The organism is Bradyrhizobium sp. MV1.5 (genome assembly GCF_055807615.1).
On sequence record NZ_JBVVPL010000007.1, the window covers coordinates 142,319 to 162,106 of the forward strand.

At 63.6% G+C, this 19,788-nt stretch carries 18 protein-coding genes; 9 read left to right on the forward strand and 9 right to left on the reverse strand.

The genetic code is table 11. The features are described from left to right. Positions 1 to 3 precede the first annotated feature (3 nt). The 3 genes from gor to rpiA are packed head-to-tail and all read right to left on the reverse strand — an operon-like array spanning position 4 to position 2,682. Entirely contained in the window at positions 4 to 1,392 is a 1,389-nt protein-coding gene (gene gor / locus AC0L2J_RS09600; protein WP_473388987.1) for a glutathione-disulfide reductase, read from the reverse strand. A 55-nt stretch (positions 1,393 to 1,447) separates the two neighbouring features. After that, positions 1,448 to 1,966 (reverse strand): DUF2059 domain-containing protein, encoded by a 519-nt coding sequence (locus tag AC0L2J_RS09605; RefSeq protein ID WP_007608774.1) that lies wholly within the window; start codon positions 1,964 to 1,966, stop codon positions 1,448 to 1,450. 2 nt (positions 1,967 to 1,968) lie between these two features. After that, positions 1,969 to 2,682 (reverse strand): ribose-5-phosphate isomerase RpiA, encoded by a 714-nt coding sequence (gene rpiA / locus AC0L2J_RS09610; protein WP_473388988.1) that lies wholly within the window; start codon positions 2,680 to 2,682, stop codon positions 1,969 to 1,971. 167 nt (positions 2,683 to 2,849) lie between these two features. Between rpiA and AC0L2J_RS09615 the strand changes: the two genes are divergently transcribed. From AC0L2J_RS09615 to AC0L2J_RS09635, 5 genes are all read left to right on the forward strand, one after another. Beyond that, entirely contained in the window at positions 2,850 to 3,539 is a 690-nt protein-coding gene (locus AC0L2J_RS09615) for an HAD-IA family hydrolase (protein ID WP_473388989.1), read from the forward strand. 137 nt (positions 3,540 to 3,676) lie between these two features. Continuing rightward, positions 3,677 to 4,177 (forward strand): hypothetical protein, encoded by a 501-nt coding sequence (locus AC0L2J_RS09620; protein WP_473388990.1) that lies wholly within the window; start codon positions 3,677 to 3,679, stop codon positions 4,175 to 4,177. Positions 4,178 to 4,285: 108 nt separating this feature from the next. Next, positions 4,286 to 5,320 carry a GTP 3',8-cyclase MoaA gene (gene moaA / locus AC0L2J_RS09625; protein WP_007608770.1) on the forward strand — a complete coding sequence of 345 codons (1,035 nt, stop codon included), beginning with the start codon at positions 4,286 to 4,288 and terminating at the stop codon, positions 5,318 to 5,320. 169 nt (positions 5,321 to 5,489) lie between these two features. Beyond that, the gene (locus AC0L2J_RS09630; protein ID WP_473248350.1) at positions 5,490 to 6,071 is read left to right on the forward strand and encodes a TRAP transporter small permease subunit; all 582 of its coding nucleotides are present in this window, start codon (positions 5,490 to 5,492) and stop codon (positions 6,069 to 6,071) included. A gap of 28 nt (positions 6,072 to 6,099) precedes the next feature. Further along, positions 6,100 to 7,755 (forward strand): TRAP transporter large permease, encoded by a 1,656-nt coding sequence (locus tag AC0L2J_RS09635; RefSeq protein WP_007608768.1) that lies wholly within the window; start codon positions 6,100 to 6,102, stop codon positions 7,753 to 7,755. A gap of 76 nt (positions 7,756 to 7,831) precedes the next feature. Here AC0L2J_RS09635 and AC0L2J_RS09640 read toward each other — a convergent pair whose 3' ends face one another. After that, positions 7,832 to 8,920 carry a TRAP transporter substrate-binding protein gene (locus AC0L2J_RS09640; protein WP_473388991.1) on the reverse strand — a complete coding sequence of 363 codons (1,089 nt, stop codon included), beginning with the start codon at positions 8,918 to 8,920 and terminating at the stop codon, positions 7,832 to 7,834. 278 nt (positions 8,921 to 9,198) lie between these two features. Here AC0L2J_RS09640 and AC0L2J_RS09645 point away from each other — a divergent pair, with 278 nt between their 5' ends. Then, positions 9,199 to 10,500 carry a M20/M25/M40 family metallo-hydrolase gene (locus AC0L2J_RS09645; protein ID WP_473388992.1) on the forward strand — a complete coding sequence of 434 codons (1,302 nt, stop codon included), beginning with the start codon at positions 9,199 to 9,201 and terminating at the stop codon, positions 10,498 to 10,500. Between the two features lie 70 nt (positions 10,501 to 10,570). On the opposite strand, the gene AC0L2J_RS09650 is transcribed toward AC0L2J_RS09645, so the two are convergent. Then, on the reverse strand, positions 10,571 to 11,980 hold the full coding sequence (locus AC0L2J_RS09650; RefSeq protein WP_473388993.1) for a sensor histidine kinase: 1,410 nt from the start codon (positions 11,978 to 11,980) through the stop codon (positions 10,571 to 10,573). Between the two features lies 1 nt (position 11,981). Continuing rightward, the gene (locus tag AC0L2J_RS09655; RefSeq protein ID WP_007592584.1) at positions 11,982 to 12,656 is read right to left on the reverse strand and encodes a response regulator transcription factor; all 675 of its coding nucleotides are present in this window, start codon (positions 12,654 to 12,656) and stop codon (positions 11,982 to 11,984) included. Between the two features lie 309 nt (positions 12,657 to 12,965). On the opposite strand from AC0L2J_RS09655, the gene AC0L2J_RS09660 reads away from it, so the two are divergent. Continuing rightward, positions 12,966 to 14,024, forward strand: coding sequence for an alpha/beta fold hydrolase (locus AC0L2J_RS09660; protein ID WP_473388994.1), 1,059 nt, complete (start codon positions 12,966 to 12,968; stop codon positions 14,022 to 14,024). 404 nt (positions 14,025 to 14,428) lie between these two features. Here the strand turns inward: AC0L2J_RS09660 and AC0L2J_RS09665 are convergent, their stop codons facing one another. The 3 genes from AC0L2J_RS09665 to AC0L2J_RS09675 all read right to left on the reverse strand — a co-directional run bounded on the left by AC0L2J_RS09665 (position 14,429) and on the right by AC0L2J_RS09675 (position 17,371). After that, positions 14,429 to 15,520 carry a TRAP transporter substrate-binding protein gene (locus tag AC0L2J_RS09665; protein ID WP_027517246.1) on the reverse strand — a complete coding sequence of 364 codons (1,092 nt, stop codon included), beginning with the start codon at positions 15,518 to 15,520 and terminating at the stop codon, positions 14,429 to 14,431. Between the two features lie 217 nt (positions 15,521 to 15,737). Then, on the reverse strand, positions 15,738 to 16,880 hold the full coding sequence (locus AC0L2J_RS09670; RefSeq protein ID WP_007608752.1) for an Mrp/NBP35 family ATP-binding protein: 1,143 nt from the start codon (positions 16,878 to 16,880) through the stop codon (positions 15,738 to 15,740). Between the two features lie 53 nt (positions 16,881 to 16,933). Beyond that, entirely contained in the window at positions 16,934 to 17,371 is a 438-nt protein-coding gene (locus tag AC0L2J_RS09675) for a VOC family protein (protein WP_354161083.1), read from the reverse strand. A 182-nt stretch (positions 17,372 to 17,553) separates the two neighbouring features. Here AC0L2J_RS09675 and AC0L2J_RS09680 point away from each other — a divergent pair, with 182 nt between their 5' ends. Beyond that, positions 17,554 to 18,426 (forward strand): NAD(P)-dependent oxidoreductase, encoded by an 873-nt coding sequence (locus AC0L2J_RS09680; protein WP_473388995.1) that lies wholly within the window; start codon positions 17,554 to 17,556, stop codon positions 18,424 to 18,426. Between the two features lie 22 nt (positions 18,427 to 18,448). Continuing rightward, the gene (nhaD, locus tag AC0L2J_RS09685) at positions 18,449 to 19,726 is read left to right on the forward strand and encodes a sodium:proton antiporter NhaD (protein WP_063992889.1); all 1,278 of its coding nucleotides are present in this window, start codon (positions 18,449 to 18,451) and stop codon (positions 19,724 to 19,726) included. Positions 19,727 to 19,788: the final 62 nt, after the last annotated feature.

A 19,788-nucleotide genomic window follows, 5' to 3' on the forward strand; every position in this document is an offset into this window, starting at 1 on the left:
GAGTTACTCCGCCGCCTGACGCACGTGGCGCGCGGTCGGGGTGCGCATGGTGACGAGCTCTTCGGCCGCGGTCGGATGCAGCGCGATCGTCGCATCGAAATCGGCTTTGGTTGCCTTCATCTTCACCGCAATCGCGACCGCCTGCGTGATCTCGGCCGCGGCATCGCCGACGATGTGACAGCCGAGCACGCGATCGGAGGCGCCGTCGACGACGAGCTTCATCAGCACGCGGGTATCGCGGCCCGACATCGTCGCCTTGATGGGCCGGAACGTGGTCTTGTAAATGTCGACATGGCTGAATTGCGCGCGCGCCTCCGTCTCGGTGAGGCCGACGGTGCCGACCTCCGGCTGCGAGAACACGGCGGTCGGGATGTTGGCGTGATCCACCTGCACCTCGCGCTTGCCGAACACGGTGTCGGCGAACGCATGGCCTTCGCGGATCGCGACCGGCGTCAGGTTGAAGCGATGGGTGACGTCGCCGATCGCGTAGATGCTGTCGACCGAGCTCTTGGAGAAATGGTCGACGGCGATGCCGCCGTTCCGCGGGTTGATGGCGACGCCGGCCTTCTCCAGGCCGAGATTGGCCACCGCGGGATGGCGGCCGATCGCGAACATCACCTGGTCGGAGGCAAGGCTCGATCCGTTTGACAAATGTGTGGTGAATTCCTCGCCGTGCCGATCGACCTTCGCCACCGTGCAGCCGGTGAGGATGGTGATGCCCTGCTTCTCCATCTCGGCGCGGACGTGGGCGCGAACATCCTCGTCGAACCCTCGAAGAATGTTGTCGCCGCGATAGATCACTGTGACGTCGGAGCCGAAGCCGGCGAAGATGCCGGCGAACTCCAGCGCGATGTAGCCGCCGCCCTGGATCACGATCCGCTTCGGCAGCTTGGTCAGGTGAAACGCCTCGTTCGAGGAAATCACGTGCTCGATGCCGGGAATTGGAGCGCCGTGATTGGGCGCGCCGCCGGTGGCGATCAAAATGTATTTTGCGGTGATCTTCCTGTCGTTCTCGAGCAGGCGGACCGTGTTTTTGTCCTCGATCACCGCGCGGCTCTTGACGATCTGCGCGCCGGACTTCTCGACATTGGCGGTGTAAGCCGCCTCCAGACGCGCGATCTCCTTGTCCTTGTTGGCGATCAGCGTCGGCCAATCGAAGGTCGCAGGCGGAACGGTCCAGCCAAAGCCGGCGGCGTCCTCGATCTCATGGCGGAAATGCGAGCCGATGACGAACAGCTTCTTCGGCACGCAGCCGCGGATCACGCAGGTCCCGCCCATGCGGTACTCTTCCGCGATCATGACGCGGGCGCCGTAGCCGGCCGCGATGCGGGCGGCACGCACGCCGCCCGAACCGCCACCGATGACAAAGAGGTCGACGTCGAATTCAGCCATTGTCCACTCCGACCTCTTTCAGAACATGATCCGGATTCCGATCAGATAGGAACTGTCAGATCTCCTTGCCACGCTTGCGCATCTCGGCGCGGAAGTTGCCCATCACGGTCTCGGAGAAGCTCTGGGCCCAGGAGTTCATGAAGGCCATGCTCTGCCCGATGGCGCGCGGCTCGGCTTCGATCAGCTTCTTGCCCAGCGGCGACTTGTAGAAGGTGACGAGATCCTTCAGCTCCTGCTCGGTGAACTCGCTGGCATAGATCTGCGCCATGCCATCGCCTATTTCGCTCTCGCGGCCCTTGAGCTGCTGGGCGACGAGGTGGGCGACCTCGGTGAGGTCCTTCTGATAGTTGAGGTTCTGCTGGATCAGCGCGTTCTTGGTCTTGTCGACCAGGGCGGGCACGGCGGTGGCGTACATCGCACTGGCGTTCTTGATCGCCAGGATCTCCTTGGCCGCCGCGAGGGCCGCCGGCGACGATTTCGGCGCCGCTGCCTGCTGGGCGCCGGCCGGGACGACCGAAAGGGCCAATCCCACAGCGAGGGTCGCGGCCGGCAAGAATCTCAAAACGCTCTTCATTCTTAGTCTCCTTTCGGCTTTCGCCGTTCAATCACGCGGATTCCATCGCCACCCGCCAAAACAGCCGAGCTGGCCAAGCCGATGAACAAACCATGCTCGACGACGCCGGGGATCGCACTCAACGCCGTGGCGAGGCGGGCGGGATCCTCAATCTTTTCGAGCTGGGCATCGACGATCCAGTGGCCGCCATCGGTGACGAAAACGTGGCCGTCCTTGCCGTTGCGGACCGCCAGCTGCCCGGAAACGCCGCATTCCGCGAACGCCTTCTCGACAGCGCGACGCGTTGCGCCGAGCCCGAACGGGATGACTTCGACCGGCAGAGGAAAGCGGCCGAGTGTCGGCACCCATTTGGTGTCGTCGGCAATCACGATCATGCGATCCGAAGCGGCCGCCACGATTTTCTCGCGCAACAGCGCGCCGCCGCCCCCCTTGATCAGATTGAGTTCGGGGTCGATCTCGTCGGCGCCGTCGACGGTGATGTCGAGATGGTCGATCTCGTCCAGCGTGGTCAGCGGCACGCCGCAGCGGATTGCATCGAGGCGCGTCGCCTCGGAGGTCGGCACGCCGATCACTTTCAGTCCGGCGCGGACCCGCTCGCCGAGCAGCTCGACGAAATGTTTTGCGGTCGAGCCGGTGCCGAGCCCGAGCTGCATGCCGTCGCGGACCTCCTCGAGGGCGCGCGCCGCAGCCTGCCGCTTCAACTGGTCCATGTTCACGTTTACGCCGTCCCTGAATTACGAGTGTTAGGCTTGCGGCGGCCTGTGTAGCCTCGTTTTCCCTCGGAGAACAGGGTCTGGGGGAACAGGCTTCCGGGCCCAGCTTATAAGGTGATCTTATGGCTTCGGCCCTTGCGCGGGCGGGGCCGGGCCGGTAGCGCTGGGCCATGACCCCCTCCCACACCATCGTCTTCGATCTCGACGGCACGCTTGTGGATACGGCGCCCGACCTGATCACCGCGCTCAATTACGTGCTCGACCGCGAAGGGCTGCCGCCGGTGCCGATGGCCTCGGCCCGCAACATGATCGGCGCCGGCGCCCGCAAGCTGATCGAACGGGGGCTGGAGGCCGAGGGCCGCAGCGTCACGGTTACCGACATGGACCGGATGACGGCCGATTTCATCGCCTATTACGCCGACAATATCGCCGTCGAATCCCGGCCCTTCGAGGGGCTGGAGGCCGCGCTCGACCATTTTGCGGCTCAGGGCCATCGCCTCGCGGTCTGCACCAACAAGCTGGAATGGCTGTCGAAGCGCCTGCTGGACCAGCTCGACCTGAGCCGGCGCTTCGCCGCGATCTGCGGCGCCGACACTTTTGGCGTCCAGAAGCCCGATCCGACCATTTTCCGCGAAACGGTGGCGCGGGCCGGCGGCGAGGTCAAAGCCAGCATCATGGTCGGCGACGCCGGACCCGATGTTGGCGTGGCCCGGCGCGCCGGAGTTCCCGTGATCGGGGTGAGCTTCGGCTATACTGACGTGCCGATCGCCGAGCTGAAGCCGGACCGGCTGATCCATCATATGCGCGACCTGCCGGCCGCCGCCAGCAGCCTGATGACTGCGCAGGCAACCCTCAAGTAGCTGAGATAGCTTGGTTATTCCACGGAATCCCGCGTTAACCATCTATTAACTATGCGCGGACCGCCGGTTGCTTGCTTGGAACGACGCTCCTAAGTTCGCTCGGGGATGTGGCGGTTCGTCGCACTAGGGTGGATGTCATGCGTCGTGTCATCGCGATTGCGTTAGCTGGGGCAAGCCTCCTTGGGGCAACGAGCCTTGCCGGCTGCTCCTCGATGTCTTCGGTTTCCTGGGACATGTTCAAATCGGCCCCGCCGACCGTCCAGGTCCGGCTCGAATCCAATCCCCCGGGTGCTGACGCCACGACCTCACTGGGTGCAGGCTGCAAGACCCCCTGCTCCTTGTCGGTTCCCGCCCCCGAAGCCCCCTTTACGGTGGCTTTCGCGCTGCCAAAACACCAGCTGGTGAGCGTGCCGGTGAACGTCGTCAGGAATCCCGGCGACTTCACGACGCCCGCCTCGGTAACCACCGACCCCAACCCGGTATTCGCGGAGCTCCAGCCGGCCATTCCACCGAAACCGGTCCGCAAGCCGCACCGGCCGAAGAAGCCGAAGCCGGCGGCGCCCGCCGCTGCCCCGGCGGCTGCTGCCGCACCGGCCGCGGGCTCGCCGTTCCCCGATCCGAACACGGGCAAGCGCTGACCTCCGCTAAAGGCCCAATTGTCTCTGACGCGTCCGATGCTTAGATTGCTTCTGAAGCACAGCTGAAGCAAAGCTGCTCCCGTCGCCGCAAGTGACAAGGCATTTGGTATGAACGGACTTTCCGCGAGCCCCCGCGCTGCGCTGTCGAGCGCGATGACCGATCCGTTCGGACGGACCATCTCGTATTTGCGCGTGTCCGTCACCGACCGCTGCGACCTGCGCTGCTTCTACTGCATGTCGGAAGACATGACGTTCCTGCCCAAGGCGGACCTGCTGACGCTGGAGGAACTCGATCGGCTCTGCTCGGCCTTCATTGCCAAGGGCGTGAAGAAGCTGCGGCTCACCGGCGGCGAGCCGCTGGTCCGCCGCAACGTGATGACGCTGGTGCGCTCGCTGTCGCGGCATCTCAAGAGCGGCGCGCTGAGCGAGCTGACGCTGACCACCAACGGCACCCAGCTTGCGAAACACGCAACCGAGCTCGCCGATTGCGGCGTCCGCCGCATCAACGTCTCCCTCGATACGCTCGACCCGCAGAAGTTTCGCGAGATCACCCGGTGGGGCGAGATCGACAAGGTGCTGGAGGGCATCGAGGCGGCACGCGCTGCAGGCCTCGCGGTCAAGATCAACGCCGTGGCGCTGAAGAACCTCAACGAGGACGAACTTCCCGACCTGATGCGCTGGGCCCACGGCAAGAGCATGGGGCTGACGCTGATCGAGGTCATGCCGATGGGCGAGATCGGATCGGGACGAATCGACCAATATTTGCCGCTGTCGCTGGTGCGCGCGCGCCTCGCCCAGCAATTCACGCTGACGGATCTGGCCGAGAGCACCGGCGGGCCGGCGCGCTATGTCAGCGTCGCCGAGACCGGCGGCAAGCTCGGCTTCATCACCCCGATGACTCATAATTTCTGCGAATCCTGCAACCGCGTGCGCGTCACCTGCACGGGAACGCTGCACACCTGCCTCGGCCACGAGGATGCCTCCGACTTGCGCAAACCTCTGCGTGCATCGGACGACGATTCGCTGCTTGCGGATGCGATCGACCGCGCCATTGGGCTGAAGCCCAAGGGCCACGATTTCATCATCGACCGCCGCCACGACCGCCCCAGCGTCAGCAGGCACATGAGCGTCACCGGCGGCTAACATCGGCTGCCCGGCCGCGGCTTATTCCCCTTAACTATCAACAAACTTCCGATTGACTGGCGGCAAACTCGCTGGTTTGGTGCGGCTGCCTCATGCCTGCGCGGCGAGACAAGCCAACGCGCCACTCGGCGCAGTCAAGACGGCCGGGGCAAATCGGGGAGGACCAATCTTGCAAGCGCTCCTGAAGCTGAGCAATGGAATTGACGCGTTCACACGTTGGACGGGCAAGCGTCTGGCTTGGCTGATCCTGGTCGCCGTCGTCATCTCGGCGCTGAATGCGATCATTCGGAAGACGTTGGACACGTCGTCCAACTCGTGGCTCGAGCTGCAATGGGTGCTTTTCAGCATCGTGTTCCTGCTGTGCTCGTCCTGGACGCTGCTCGACAACGAGCACATCCGGATCGACATCTTCAACAGCATGATGCCGAAGCGGGCTCGCAACATCATCGACATCATCGGGCACATCTTCTTCCTGATCCCGCTGACCGTTGTCATGATCGTGACCGGGGTACCGTTCTTCCTGCGCTCGCTTCAGATCAACGAGCAATCCGGTAATGCGGGCGGCCTGCCGCAATGGCCGGCCAAGTCGCTCATCATGATCGGCTTCGCGTTCCTGCTTGTTCAAGGCGTCTCCGAACTGATCAAACGGATCGCCGTCATGCGTGGCATGATTCCGGATCCCCACGAGTCGCAGATTTCGGCGCTGGAGGCCGAAGTCGAGCATCTCGTTGAAGCGATCGAACAGAAGTGATCGCCAAGCGGCATCGTAGGGGGATTCAATGACCGCGTTTATCGTCGCCAATATGGCGCCAATCATGTTCGCGACGCTGGTGATCGTGCTGCTGCTCGGCTACCCGGCTGCATTTTCGCTCGGCGCCGTCGGCCTGTTCTTCGCCATCATCGGCGTCGAGCTCGGGCAATTCCATCCGGACTTTCTCCAGGCCCTGCCCGAGCGCGTCTATGGCGTGATGAACAACGACACGCTGCTCGCCATTCCCTTCTTCACCTTCATGGGACTGGTGCTCGAACGCTCCGGCATGGCCGAGGATCTGCTCGACACCATCGGCCAGTTGTTCGGCACCATCCGCGGCGGCCTTGCCTACGCGGTAGTGTTCGTCGGCGCCCTGCTTGCGGCGACGACTGGCGTCGTGGCGGCGTCGGTGATCTCGATGGGCCTGATCTCGCTGCCGATCATGCTGCGCTACGGCTACGACCGCCGCGTGGCGACCGGCATCATCGCGGCCTCCGGCACGCTGGCGCAGATCATTCCGCCGTCGCTCGTCCTGATCGTGATGGCCGACCAGCTCGGCAAGTCGGTCGGCGACATGTACGAGGGCGCGTTCATTCCGGGCCTGGTGCTCGCCGGCCTCTATGCAAGTTACGCGTTCCTCGTGACCATGATTTTCCCGAAGGCCGCCCCGGGCCTGCCGAAGGAAGCCATTGGTTTCCGCGAGGAGAGCGGCGACCGCGGCCTCAGATCGCTCGGCGTGCTGTTCCTGGCGAGCTGCGTGTTCGGCTGGTTCATGATGCGGAATTCGGAGACACACGGCGCCGACTTCGTCGTGCTCAGCATGTTCTTCGGCATCCTCTTCGCGTTCTTCGTCGCCATCGCGAACTGGGTCCTCGACAAGCTGACGGGCTTCCGTTTCCTCTCGAAGATGGCGCAACAGACCACCTTCGTCATGGTGCCGCCGCTGTTCCTGATCTTCCTGGTGCTGGGCACGATCTTCATCGGTGTCGCGACGCCAACCGAAGGCGGCGCGATGGGTGCAGCCGGCGCCCTCATTCTCGGAGCCGCGAAGCGGCGCCTGACCTGGGACCTCGTTCGTCAGGCCACCGAATCGACGGCAAAGCTGTCCGCCTTCGTCGTCTTCATCCTGGTCGGCGCGCGCGTGTTCTCGCTCACCTTCTACGGCGTCAGCGGCCACGTCTGGGTCGAGCACCTGCTGACCTCCCTGCCCGGCGGCCAGGTCGGCTTCCTGATCTTCGTCAACGCCTTCGTCTTCGTGCTGGCGTTCTTCCTCGACTTCTTCGAACTCGCTTTCATCGTGATCCCATTGCTCGGGCCGGCTGCCGAGCATCTCGGCATCGACCTGATCTGGTTCGGCGTCATCCTCGGCGTCAACATGCAGACGTCGTTCATGCACCCACCATTCGGATTTGCGCTGTTCTATTTGCGCTCGGTCGCGCCGAAGGAGCGCTATACCGATCGTGTCACCGGCAAGCGGATGGAGCCGGTCACGACGGGACAGATCTATTGGGGCGCGGTGCCGTTCGTCGTGATCCAGATGATCATGGTGCTGCTCGTAATCATGTTCCCGTCGATGGTGATGCACTACAAGGGCGTGCAGTCCACCGTCGATCCCAACAGCATCAAGATCGAGATTCCCCAGATCGATCTGCCGCCGCTCGACTTCGGCCAGCCGAAGCAATAGCCCGGCCCGCCTGAAAAAAAGAACCCGGAGCTTTCGCTCCGGGTTTTTTCGTTTGGGCGGATCGTGCGTTCTGCGATCAGCTCTGCGAGTTGCGCGCCATGAAGTTGTCATAGCCGACTTCGGCGACCTGGAACCACTGATATCCGTTGTTCGAGAACGCGGTCAGCGATTCGTAGACCTTCTTGAAGTCCGCGTTGCTGGCCGAGACTTCGGTGTGCAGCTCCTTTGCCGCCTTGAAGCAGGCTTGCATGACCTCTGGCGAGAACGGATTCAGCTTGGCTCCGGCCGCGAGCAGACGCCGCAACGCTGGCGGATTAGACTGGTCATACTTCGCCATCATCCAGTTGTTGGCGTAGTGCCCCGCTTGCTCGAGGATGCTCTGATAGTGCTTCGGCAGCGCATTCCACTTGTCCTGGTTGACGAAGGCGAGAAGCATGGGCCCGCCTTCCCACCAGCCCGGGAAGTAATAATGCGGCGCGACCTTGACGAAGCCGAGCTTCTCGTCGTCATACGGTCCGACCCATTCGGCGGCGTCGATGGTGCCCTTCTCCAGCGCCGGATAAATGTCGCCACCCGCGATCTGCTGCGGCACCGCGCCGAGCTTGGCCATCACCTTTCCGGCGAAGCCGCCGATGCGGAACTTCAACCCGTTGAAGTCCTGGGGCGTCTTGACCTCCTTGCGGAACCAGCCACCCATCTGACAGCCGGTGTTGCCGGCAAGCAGCGAGACGACGTTGTACTTCTTGTAGAACTCGTTGAGGATGTCCCTGCCACCGCCGAGCGTGTACCAGGCCTGGTTGATGCGCATGTTCGGTCCGAACGGCACGGCCGAGCCGAAGGTGAAGGTCGGGTCCTTGCCGAAATAATAGTAGGACGCAGTGTGGCCGATTTCGCAGGTGCCGTTCTGCACGGCATCGAGCACCTGAAGCCCCGGCACGATCTCGCCGCCGGCAAATGTCTGAATCTGGAATTTGTTGTCGGTCGCTTCCGCGACCATCTTGGCCATCATCTCGGCGCCGCCATAGAGCGTATCGAGTGATTTCGGCCAGCTCGTCGGCATGCGCCATTTGATCTCGGGCGTCGTCTGCGCGATCGCTGGAGCGGCGAGCGTGGCGACACCCGCCGCACCAAGCCCGGTGACCTTGATAAAATCTCTTCTTTTCATGATTTCCTACCCTGATGGATTGTGACGGTGAGCCTTCTTGCCGAGGCTTGGACGCCAGCATGGAACATGTGTCGTCCGATTTCCATCCCTCACGATGTGAAGGACGAAAATGCTCAGCTCCCGCGCCCTCCGGTTCTACGACTTTAGGCTTAGAGGGCCAGCCGCCCTGGCGCTCCATATGATCTCCGCCTGGGCGGTCCTGACCAGTGCGCCGGGCGCGTGACAAGCGCCGGAAACACGGGCATACCGCGCCATTCCCCCAACCTAGGCCGCCACGCATGTCTCGATCGCACCCTGCTCCATCGCTCGTTGGTCCGTTGATCGCGTCGCTCTGGCTGGCGTGTGCGGCATTGCCGGCGCATGCGGATTCCCGTGCGAATGTCATGGCCGACGTCCATGCGCTGGCGCAAAAGGAGCAGCAGCCGCTGCTCGATACGCTGCGCGATCTCGTCAGCATCGAATCCGGCAGCAAGGATGTCGAAGGCCTGAACCAGATCGCCGAGCGCGTTGCCGGCCAGCTCAAGCAGTTCGGCGGCACGGTGGAGATCCTCCAATCCACCGACGTCTATCGCCTCGACGACACACCCGAGAAGATCGGTCCCGCCGTACACGCCGTATTCAAGGGCACAGGCAGCAAGAAGATCATGCTGATCGCCCACATGGACACGGTGTACCTGAAGGGCATGCTGAAGGATCAACCGTTCCGCATCGACGGCGACAAGGCCTACGGCCTCGGCATTGCCGACGACAAGCAGGGCGTCGCGCTCATTCTCCATACCGTGGCGCTGTTGCAGAAGCTGAGCTTCCGGGATTACGGCACGCTCACGGTGCTCACCAATGGCGACGAGGAGATCTCCTCACCGGGCTGGCGCAGCACCATCACCAGGTTCGCCGCGGATCAGGACGTGGTGTTCTCGTTTGAAGGCGGCGGCACCGACGGCACGCTGCGGCTGGCCACCAGCGGCATCGGCTCGGCCTATCTCACGGTGCAGGGCAAGTCGTCGCATGCAGGCTCGCGGCCCGAGGGCGGCGTCAATGCCCTGTACGAACTCTCCCATCAGCTGCTGCAAATGAAGGACCTGTCCAAACCAGAGCAGGGGCTGAAACTGAACTGGACGGTCTCCAAGGCCGGCACCAACCGCAACGTCATCCCCGCGGAGGCCACGGCCCAGGCCGACGCCCGTGCGCTCAAGGTCGCCGATTTCGACGAGCTGGAGAAGGCGCTGCAGGAGAAGATCAAGAATCACCTGCTGCCCGACTCCAAGGTCGCGCTCAAATTCGAGGTGCGTCGCCCGCCGCTGGAGGCCAACGACGCCTCACGCCGCGTCGCAGCCCACGGCAAGACCATCTATCAGGAACTCGGATTACCCCTGAAGGTCGACGAAAAAGCGACCGGCGGCGGCACCGATGCCGCGTTTGCCGCGCTCAAGACCAGCGGAGCCGTGGTCGAAGGCATGGGCCTGTCGGGTTTCGGCGCGCATTCCAATGATGCCGAATATGTCAAACTCGACAGCATCGTGCCGCGTCTCTATTTAACCACGCGCATGATCATGGACCTGTCCACCGGCAAGCTGAAATAAGCGCTCTCTTCCTTCTTCCCTCATGTCCGCCGAAGCCTTGGCGAAGGCGGATGTGGGAGACGGTGGCGCGTCAGTGCCGCACCACGTTCAATTCAACGTCGCCCGACTTCTCCGCCAGCCTGAAACGCAGCGTGAACTGCGCGCCGCCTCCCGGAAGGTTCTCCACCGCAACCGTCGCGGCGTGATCATCCGCGACGGCGCGCACGATCGAGAGCCCGAGGCCGGCGCCGTCGCTGCGCTGACGGTCGGCGCGCCAGAAGCGGTGGAAGATCAATTCGCGCTCGGCTTCCGCAATTCCCGGTCCGCAATCGCGCACGCGCACCGCACCGTCCTCGCTCACATCGACATCGACCGACGTGTCCTTTGCCGTGAACTTGATGGCGTTTTCGGCGAGGTTGAAGATCGCGCGCTGGAGCATCACGGCATTGCCGTGGATCAGCACCGGCGCCTCGGTGCCCCTCAGCGCGATATCCTTGTGCTGCGCGATCGCGAGCGGCGCGATCGAACCGACCACCTCGGCGCAGACCGCGCGCAAATCTGCAGTCTCGCCGGGATCGAGGACCAGCGTATCGAGTTCGGCGATCTCCAGCAGCTGCGCGACGATGCGGCTCATGCCCTCGATGTCGGCATGCAGCGCCTGCCGTGCGGCGCCATCGCCGAGCGTCTCGATCCGTGTGCGCAGGATCGCGAGCGGCGTGCGCAATTGATGCGCGGCGTCGGCGGTGAACTGCCGCTGCACCCGAAAGCCGTCTTCGAGGCGGTCGAGCGCCTGGTTGACGGCGGTGACGAGCGGCATGATCTCGCGCGGGATCTGCTCCGTCGGCAGGCGAATGTCGGTGCGCGCCGGGCCGATGTTGCTCGCCTCCTCGGAGGCCTTCCACAGCGGCGCGACAGCGCGGCGAAAGATGATGATGTCAATCGCGAGCAGGACCAGCAGGATCGGAATGGTGATCCACCCGACCCGCCGGAAGAAGTTCGACACGATGTCGTCGATGATGACGTCGCGGTGCGCCAGATCCTCCGCGACGCGAATGCGCATCACCTTGCCGTCGATGGTGCGGGTGACGCCGGCACCTGAAATTGTCTCGGAGAGCGGCGGCGGCGCGGCCGGGGCAGTACCGGTCTTGCGCCGCGACGAAAACAGCAGATTCCCCTCGGCATCGCGAATGTCGTATTGGTAGCGACCATAGGCTTCCGAATAAAGGCCCTTGAGACTGTCCGGCAGGTTGAACGTCAACAACCCGTCGTGCTGGGCGACGATGCGCTCGGCCAACACCTCGGCCTGCGCGCGCATGGCATCGCGATGCAGCTGGTCGATTTCAGAATTGAGCAGCCAGAACAGCACCAGCGGCAGGAAGATTGCGACCACCGCGACCGCCACGATGTGCAGGAACACGATGCGCCAGATCAGCGATTTGAACGTCGGCGACCTCGCACGGATCCCGGCGCGGAATCCGGCGTGAGGTCCGATCCGCGCCACGCTATTTCTCCTCGGCCATGAGATAGCCGACGCCGCGGATGGTGTGGATCACGACCTTGGCGCCATGCTCGGCGAGCTGCTTGCGCAGCCGCGAGACGTAGACCTCGACCGCGTTGGAGGCGACCTCGCCGTCGAGCCCGAAGATGTGGTCCTCGACGTTCTTCTTCGGCACCACCCGCCCCTGCCGGCGCAGCAGGATCTCGAGCACCGAGGTCTCGCGCGCGGAGATGATGCGCGGCTGGTCGTCGACGAAGATCTGGCGGCTTTCGGTGTCATAGACGAGGTTGGCAAGGCGCAGCGAGCGGCCGAGCAACTGGCCAGGACGGCGCAGGATCGCCTCCAGCCGCGCCACCAGTTCCTCCATCGCGAACGGTTTTGCGAGATAGTCGTCGGCGCCGCTGCGCAGGCCGCTAACGCGATCCTGCAAGCCGCCGCGCGCGGTCAGCACCAGCACCGGCAATGGCTCCATCTGCCGGCGCAGCTCGCGCAGCACCGACAAGCCATCGCCGTCGGGCAGGCCGAGGTCGAGGATCATCGCGGCATAGCTGACGCTGCTGACCGCCTCGCGCGCTTCGGCGGCACTGCCGACGATGTCGCTCTCATAGCCGGCCGCCGATAGCCCGCCGGCAACGAGCCGCGACAGCTCGGCATTGTCCTCGACGATCAAAAGGCGCATCGCATTGTCCCGCGGGATGTTCCGGTGTCACCGCACGGCTTCCGCCGCATCTTCGCTGTCTTCCATCATCCGGGGCGTCTCGGCCAGCGAAAAAGCACCGGCGGGCCGGCCGCTCCCTTCCGTCAGGTTCCTGTAAGCCAGTCAGGGCACGTGCGGATGAGGTCGCGGGTGGCAGACGTTTGCCTCTTGGGCCCGCCGCCGGCGTCGCATCGACCCTTCCAAGGAACGAACACCCCCGCGAACCGTTGAACTCAGCTGCAACATTTCTCATTTGATGGGGCGTCGTGCAGACCACCTAAGGTAATGCACATGCGGCTTGCACGACGAACACGTTCCAGCTCCGTTCTATCCGATTACCTGACCGCCATCACGCGACATCCGGGCGCCGCCGCGTTTGCTGCTGCAGGTACTCTCATCGCGGCTACCGCAATCATAAATCGGCGGCTCGCGAACAAAGCGCAACGCGATAATCCTCCGCAGGGTCGGTTCATCGACGTCGAGGGGGTTCGCCTGCACTATTTGGAACGCGGCAGCGGCAAGCCGCTGGTTTTGTTTCACGGCAATGGCAGCATGATCCAGGATTTCGACTCGAGTGGATTGATCGATCTCGCAGCCGAGAACTACAGGGTCATGGTGTTCGATCGTCCCGGTTTTGGGCATAGCTCGCGGCCGAGGCACGTCGTCTGGACCCCGGAGGCCCAAGCGGACCTGTTCAAGAAGGCGCTCGACCAGTTGGGCGTCTCTCAAGCGATTGTCCTTGGCCATTCGTGGGGAGCGTCGGTTGCGGTTGCGCTGGCGACAAGACATCCTCCGTTCGTGCAGGCTCTCGTGCTGGCCTCGGGTTATTATTTCCCGACGCCCCGCTCGGACAGCGCTACGTCCGTGCTGTCCGCCCTACCGGTGGTCGGCGACGTCATCAGCTCCACGATTTCGCCGTTGGCCGGTCGGATGATGTGGCCCGCAATGTTGCGCAAGCTGTTTGGCCCGCGGCCGGTCCCGAACAAGTTCGCGGGCTTTCCGAAAGAAATGGCGCTCCGCCCATCACAGATGCGGGCCGCAGCGGCCGAAGCGACGATGTTGGTCCCCGCCGCATTCTCAGGTTCGAAGACTTATGCAGAACTCAAGATGCCGACGATCATTATCGCGGGCCAGAACGATCGTCTGATCGACATCAAGCAGTCGGTCAGGCTGCATGGCGAGCTCAAGCAGAGCAAATTGCGCCGGATCGACGGCGCGGGACACATGATTCATCAAACCGCAACCGCTGACGTGATGGCGGCTATCGACGAAGCTGCTGCCGAGGCCGTGTTGACTCATGGAAGGGAAGGCCCGGGCGTGCAGCAGCCTCGAGAGACTTCCGGCGCCTGACGAGCGCGAGGAGCCGCCCAAGTCAACATTTCGGATTTTGCGATAATGCCTTTATGCCACTGTTTTGCCCGACGAGTCAAACGATCTCGCTGAAGCACGCGCGCCTGCCCGCTTTGACGCCCAAAAATGCGAAGTTGCCCTCGACCGCGCGATGCTCGGGCGTGCCTGCCAATTAGCTCCATCGCATCAAGCTGTTGGCTGCACTCGCGGCGCCTTGTCCGCTCACCCCTCGTCTACTGTGCATGGGGTTGTTTTTCAGATTTTTTGTTGGGCGCCCCACCCGTACCCCGGCGACGACGCCGCTCGGCGGCTTCCGCCTCGCCTATTCCGATCGCGTCGTCCCATAGAAAAAGCCCGGCCTCGCGAACGAGACCGGGCGTGTCGTCTTGCGACTTGTTCGAAGATCAGCCGCGGGTGCGCGAGCGGATCATGAAGCTGTCGTAGGTGTACTCGGCAACCTGCCACCACAGATATTCGTCGGAGCGGTAGGCCTGCATGGCGTCGATCGACTTCTTGAAGTCGGGATTCTTGGCTGAGATCTCGCCCCACAATTCGTTGGTCGCCTTGAGACAGGCTTCCAGAACCTCATTGGTGAACGGGCGAAGCTGCGTTCCGCCGGCGACCAGACGCTTCAGGGCGCCGGGGTTCACCATGTCGTAGCGCGCGGCCATCCAGGTGTTGGTGTTGACGGTCGCGTTGGTGAGGATCGCCTGGTAGTTCTTCGGCAGCTCGTTCCACTTGTCGATGTTGGCGAAGGCGTGAACGGTCGGACCGCCTTCCCAGAAACCGGGGTAGTAGTAGTACTTCGCGACCTTGGCGAAGCCGAGCTTCTCGTCGTCGTAGGGACCGACCCATTCGGCCGCGTCGATGGTGCCCTTCTCGAGCGACGGATAGATGTCGCCGCCGGCGAGCTGCTGCGGCACCACGCCGACCTTCTGGAGCACCTGGCCGGCAATGCCTCCGATGCGCATCTTGAGGCCCGAGAGGTCGGCAACGGTCTTGATCTCCTTGCGGAACCAGCCGCCCATCTGGGTGCCGGTGTTGCCGCAGGGGAAGCCCACCACGTTCGACTTCTTGAAGAACTCGTTGGCGAGCTCGTTGCCGCCGCCCTGGTACAGCCAGGAATTCTGCTGGCGTGCGTTCAGGCCGAAAGGCACCGACGCGAAGATCGCGAAGGTCGGGTCCTTGCCGACGTAGTAATACGACACCGTGTGGCACATCTCGACGGTGCCCTTCTGCGTCGCATCCAGCGCCTGCAGGCCCGGGACGATTTCACCCGCCTGGAAGACCTGGATCTGAAACTTGTTGTCGGTCATCTCGGCGACGTACTTCGCCATCTGCTCGGCACCGCCATAGATGGTGTCAAGCGACTTCGGGAAGCTCGACGTCAGGCGCCACTTGATCTCGGGCGAGGACTGCGCGATCGCCGGCGAGGCCACCGCGGCGGTCGCCGCCGCGCCTGCTGCCGACACTTTCAGAAAATCACGACGCTTCATCTTCAGTCTCTCCTTGTTGGGGCGTTTCCCCTAACTTCCTCTTTGCTGCCGCTCATTCCGGCGACGCGTTCTTGGGCCGCGTCGAACCGAAGGGGCTTGACTGCCGTGGGCCTTTAACACGGAAGCCCCGCTTTCGAAACGCGACATTGGCATGACAGGGCTCTACGAAAGTCGCATGTCCCCAGCCTATTGGTTTGAAGGGATTGCTTGGATCCACTCAGGCCGCGGCGATGACGCCCTTGAGCTGGTCTCGCACCTGTCCCGCAATGGCGCGGTAGATCGCCGCATGGGGGCCGTCCGGCTCGCTGTCCACCACGGGCGTGCCGGCGTCCGAGGTGGCGCGAATCGCCATGTGCAGGGGGATCTCGCCGAGGAACGGTACACCAAGCTTCTCGGCCTCGTGGCGCGCGCCCCCATGGCCGAAAATGTCGGATTTCGTGCCGCATTGCGGACATTGGAAATAGCTCATGTTCTCGACGATGCCGAGCACGGGCACGTTGACCTTCTTGAACATCGCGAGCCCCCGCCTTGCGTCGATCAGGGAGAGGTCCTGCGGGGTCGAGACGATCACGGCGCCCTTCAAAGGGACGTTCTGCGCCAGCGTGAGCTGGGCATCACCGGTGCCTGGCGGCATGTCGACGACGAGGACGTCGAGCTGGCCCCATGCGACGTCGCGCAGCATCTGCGTCACCGCCGACATCACCATCGGCCCGCGCCAGATCATCGCCGTCTCTTCCTCCACCAGGAAGCCGATCGACATGATGGCCAGGCCAAAGCGCCTGAGCGGAATCATCTTGCGCTCGCCATCCAGCTCCGGCTTCTCGTGAAGGCCCGTCAGCCGCGGCACCGAGGGACCGTAGATGTCGGCATCGAGCAGCCCGACCTTGAGGCCGAGATCGCGCAGGCCCAGCGCAAGATTGAGAGCGGTGGTGGACTTGCCGACGCCGCCCTTGCCCGAGGCGACCGCGATCACGGCCGCGACGCCCGGAATCTCGGACTGCCGTGCCATCGGCGATTGGGCGCCGCCCTGCGGCGGCGGCTTGTGGGCATGGACCGGCTGCACGCCCGGCGTACCGCGGCTGGGAGTTGGCGGCGGTGGCGGCGCCGCGCCGGCCTTGCGCTCGGCGGTCAATGCCACCATGACGGTGGTGACGCCGGGAATGGCGCGCACCGCGGCCTCGGCCTCGGCCCGGACGGATTCCCAGGCGCGCGCCTCGGCGGCATCGACATTGATCGAGAAGAACACCTTGCCATCGGCCGCGCTGATCGCGCTCAGCACATTGGCATTGGTGAGCGCGACCCCGCGGGGCGACTTGATCCTGGCGAGGCTGTCGAGAACCTGTTGCTGCGTCACGCTCAAAGCGCATCTCCTAGAATTCAAGATGCCCCATTAGAGCGGAAACGCCCAAAAGGCTACTGCCTGCCGATATCGTCAGCCATCTCGGCGGGCGCCGCGCCCTGCTCCAGGGCCGCCTCGTAGTTGAGCTCGATCATGACCCCGTTGGGGTCGTGGACGAAGATCTGCCAGAGCTCGCCGCCGGGCACCTGGCGGGAGTCGAACTTCATCCCCTTCGAGGCCAGCCGTTGTTTCATGCCGTCAAACCCGCGGCTGGCGAAGGCGACGTGGTGGACAACGCCGGAATCCGGCTTTTGTGGCTCGGCAGTCGGAGAAATATCGACGAGGTGCACCACCGGCTTACCCTCGCTGTACATCCAGGCGCCGGGGAAGGCGAAATTCGGCCGGGGGCCTTTTTCCAGGCCCAGCACGTCCTCGTAGAAGCGGACGGTCTCGGCCAGATTCCGGGTCCGGATGTTGAAATGATCGAGCACGCCCACGCTTACGCCGCCCATGCCTTCGCTCCCTTTTCTTGAAGTCCTTAGGTCCGCCATCCTAGCACAGACGGGGACCAAACGAAGCCGTTGCCCTCCGGCCTCAAGGGTTTATGGTGCGGCCGATCTGCCGCAATGGCGGAACCGGGCGCCCCTCGCCCGGCAAGAACCGTAAAACCCAAACTACGGACAAGGTACCACAGATGGCTAAAGTCGCTTTCCTCGGTCTCGGCGTGATGGGCTTCCCCATGGCCGGACACCTCGTGAAAAAAGGGGGCCATGAGGTCACCGTCTATAACCGCACCGCGGCCAAGGCGAAGGAGTGGGCGGACAAGTTCGGCGGCAAGACCGCGGCGACCCCGAAGGCCGCGGCCGAGGGCCAGGACTTCGTGATGTGCTGCGTCGGCAACGACAACGATCTGCGCGCGGTCACGATCGGTGCCGACGGCGCGTTTGCCGGCATGAAGAAGGGTGCGACCTTCGTCGACCACACCACCGCTTCCGCCGAGGTCGCGCGAGAGCTTGATGCTGCCGCGACCAAGGCCGGCTTCAAGTTCATCGACGCACCCGTGTCCGGCGGCCAGGCCGGCGCCGAGAACGGCGTGCTGACGGTGATGTGCGGCGGCGCGCAGGACGCCTATGCCGGCGCCGAGCCGATCATCACAAGCGCCTATGCGCGGATGTGCAAATTGCTGGGGCCCGCCGGCTCCGGCCAGCTGACCAAAATGGTCAACCAGATCTGCATCGCCGGCCTCGTCCAGGGCCTCTCCGAGGGCATTCACTTCGCCAAGAAAAGTGGCCTTGACGTCGCGGCCGTGATCGAAACCATCGCAAAGGGCGCCGCGCAGTCCTGGCAGATGGAGAACCGCTACAAGACCATGAACGACGACAAATACGATTTCGGCTTCGCGGTCGAATGGATGCGCAAGGATCTCTCGATCTCGCTGGCCGAAGCCCGCCGCAATGGCGCCAATTTGCCGGTGACCGCGCTGGTCGACCAGTTCTACTCCGAGGTCGAGAAGATGGGCGGCAAGCGCTGGGATACGTCGAGCCTGCTCGCGCGCCTTAATCGCTGACGCCTGACGAAGTGATCCTGCCTTGCTGATCGCACTCGCCGCAATCTTCGTCCTCGCCTATGCGGCGATCGCGCTCGAGCATCCGATCGGGGTGAACAAGAGCGCGTCTGCGCTACTCGGCGCAGGCGTGCTCTGGACAATCTATGCGCTCGCGACCGGCGACCACACGCTGGTCGGCCGTCAGCTTGATGAATCCGTCGCCGCCACCGCGCAGATCGTCTTCTTTCTGGTTGGCGCGATGACCATCGTCGAAGTGATCGACGCCCATGACGGTTTCGAGGTCATCACCTCCCGCATCAGCACGACCAGCCAGGTCCGTCTGATATGGCTGATTGGCTTCGTGACCTTCTTCCTCAGTGCCATTCTCGACAATCTGACCACCACCATCGTCATGGTCTCGCTGATCCAGCGGTTGATCGCCAAGCGCGACGACCGGCTGCTGTTCGCCTCCCTCATCGTCATCGCCGCAAATGCCGGTGGTGCATGGACCGTGATCGGCGACGTCACCACGACGATGCTGTGGATCGGCGGACAGATTTCGCCCCTGAAAATCATGGGCGCGGTGTTCCTGCCCTCCCTGCTCAACCTTCTGGTGCCGCTCGCATTCATCAGCTTTTCACTCAAGGGCAAGACCATCGCACCGCCGCCGAAAGAGGACGGATTGCAAAGCGTCGATCCGTTTGAGCGGAACGTGATGTTCTATCTCGGACTCGGCGTACTGATCGCGGTGCCCGCCTTCAAGACGGTCACGCACCTGCCGCCCTTCATGGGCGTCCTGCTTGGGCTCGGCATCGTGTGGTTGGTCGGCGAGATCGTTCATCGCGACAAGGATGAGCATGTCCGCGGTCCGCTCACGCTTGCGAATGCCCTGACGCGGATCGACATGGGCTCGATCGTGTTCTTCCTCGGCATCTTGCTCGCGGTCGCCTGCCTCGAACATGCCAGCCTGCTCTCTATGGTGGCCAAATGGCTGGACACCGCGATCGGCCGACAGGACATCATCGTGATCGTGCTCGGGCTGCTCAGCGCCGTCATCGACAACGTGCCGCTGGTCGCCGCGACGATGGGTATGTACGACCTGGCGCATTATCCACCCGACAGCTTCCTCTGGGAGTTCATCGCCTATTGCGCCGGAACCGGCGGCTCGATCTTGATCATCGGCTCGGCCGCAGGCGTCGCCGCCATGGGGCTCGAGCGCATCGAGTTCCTCTGGTACGCCCGCCGCATCGCCGTCCCGGCGCTCGCCGGCTATCTTGCCGGAGCAGTGGTGTACATCGCGCAGCACGCGGCGCTGCATTGAGCGGCTCACGCCGGATCCAAAATTAACGCCGGGTTAACGTAATTCTTTAGCTCCTTAAGTCA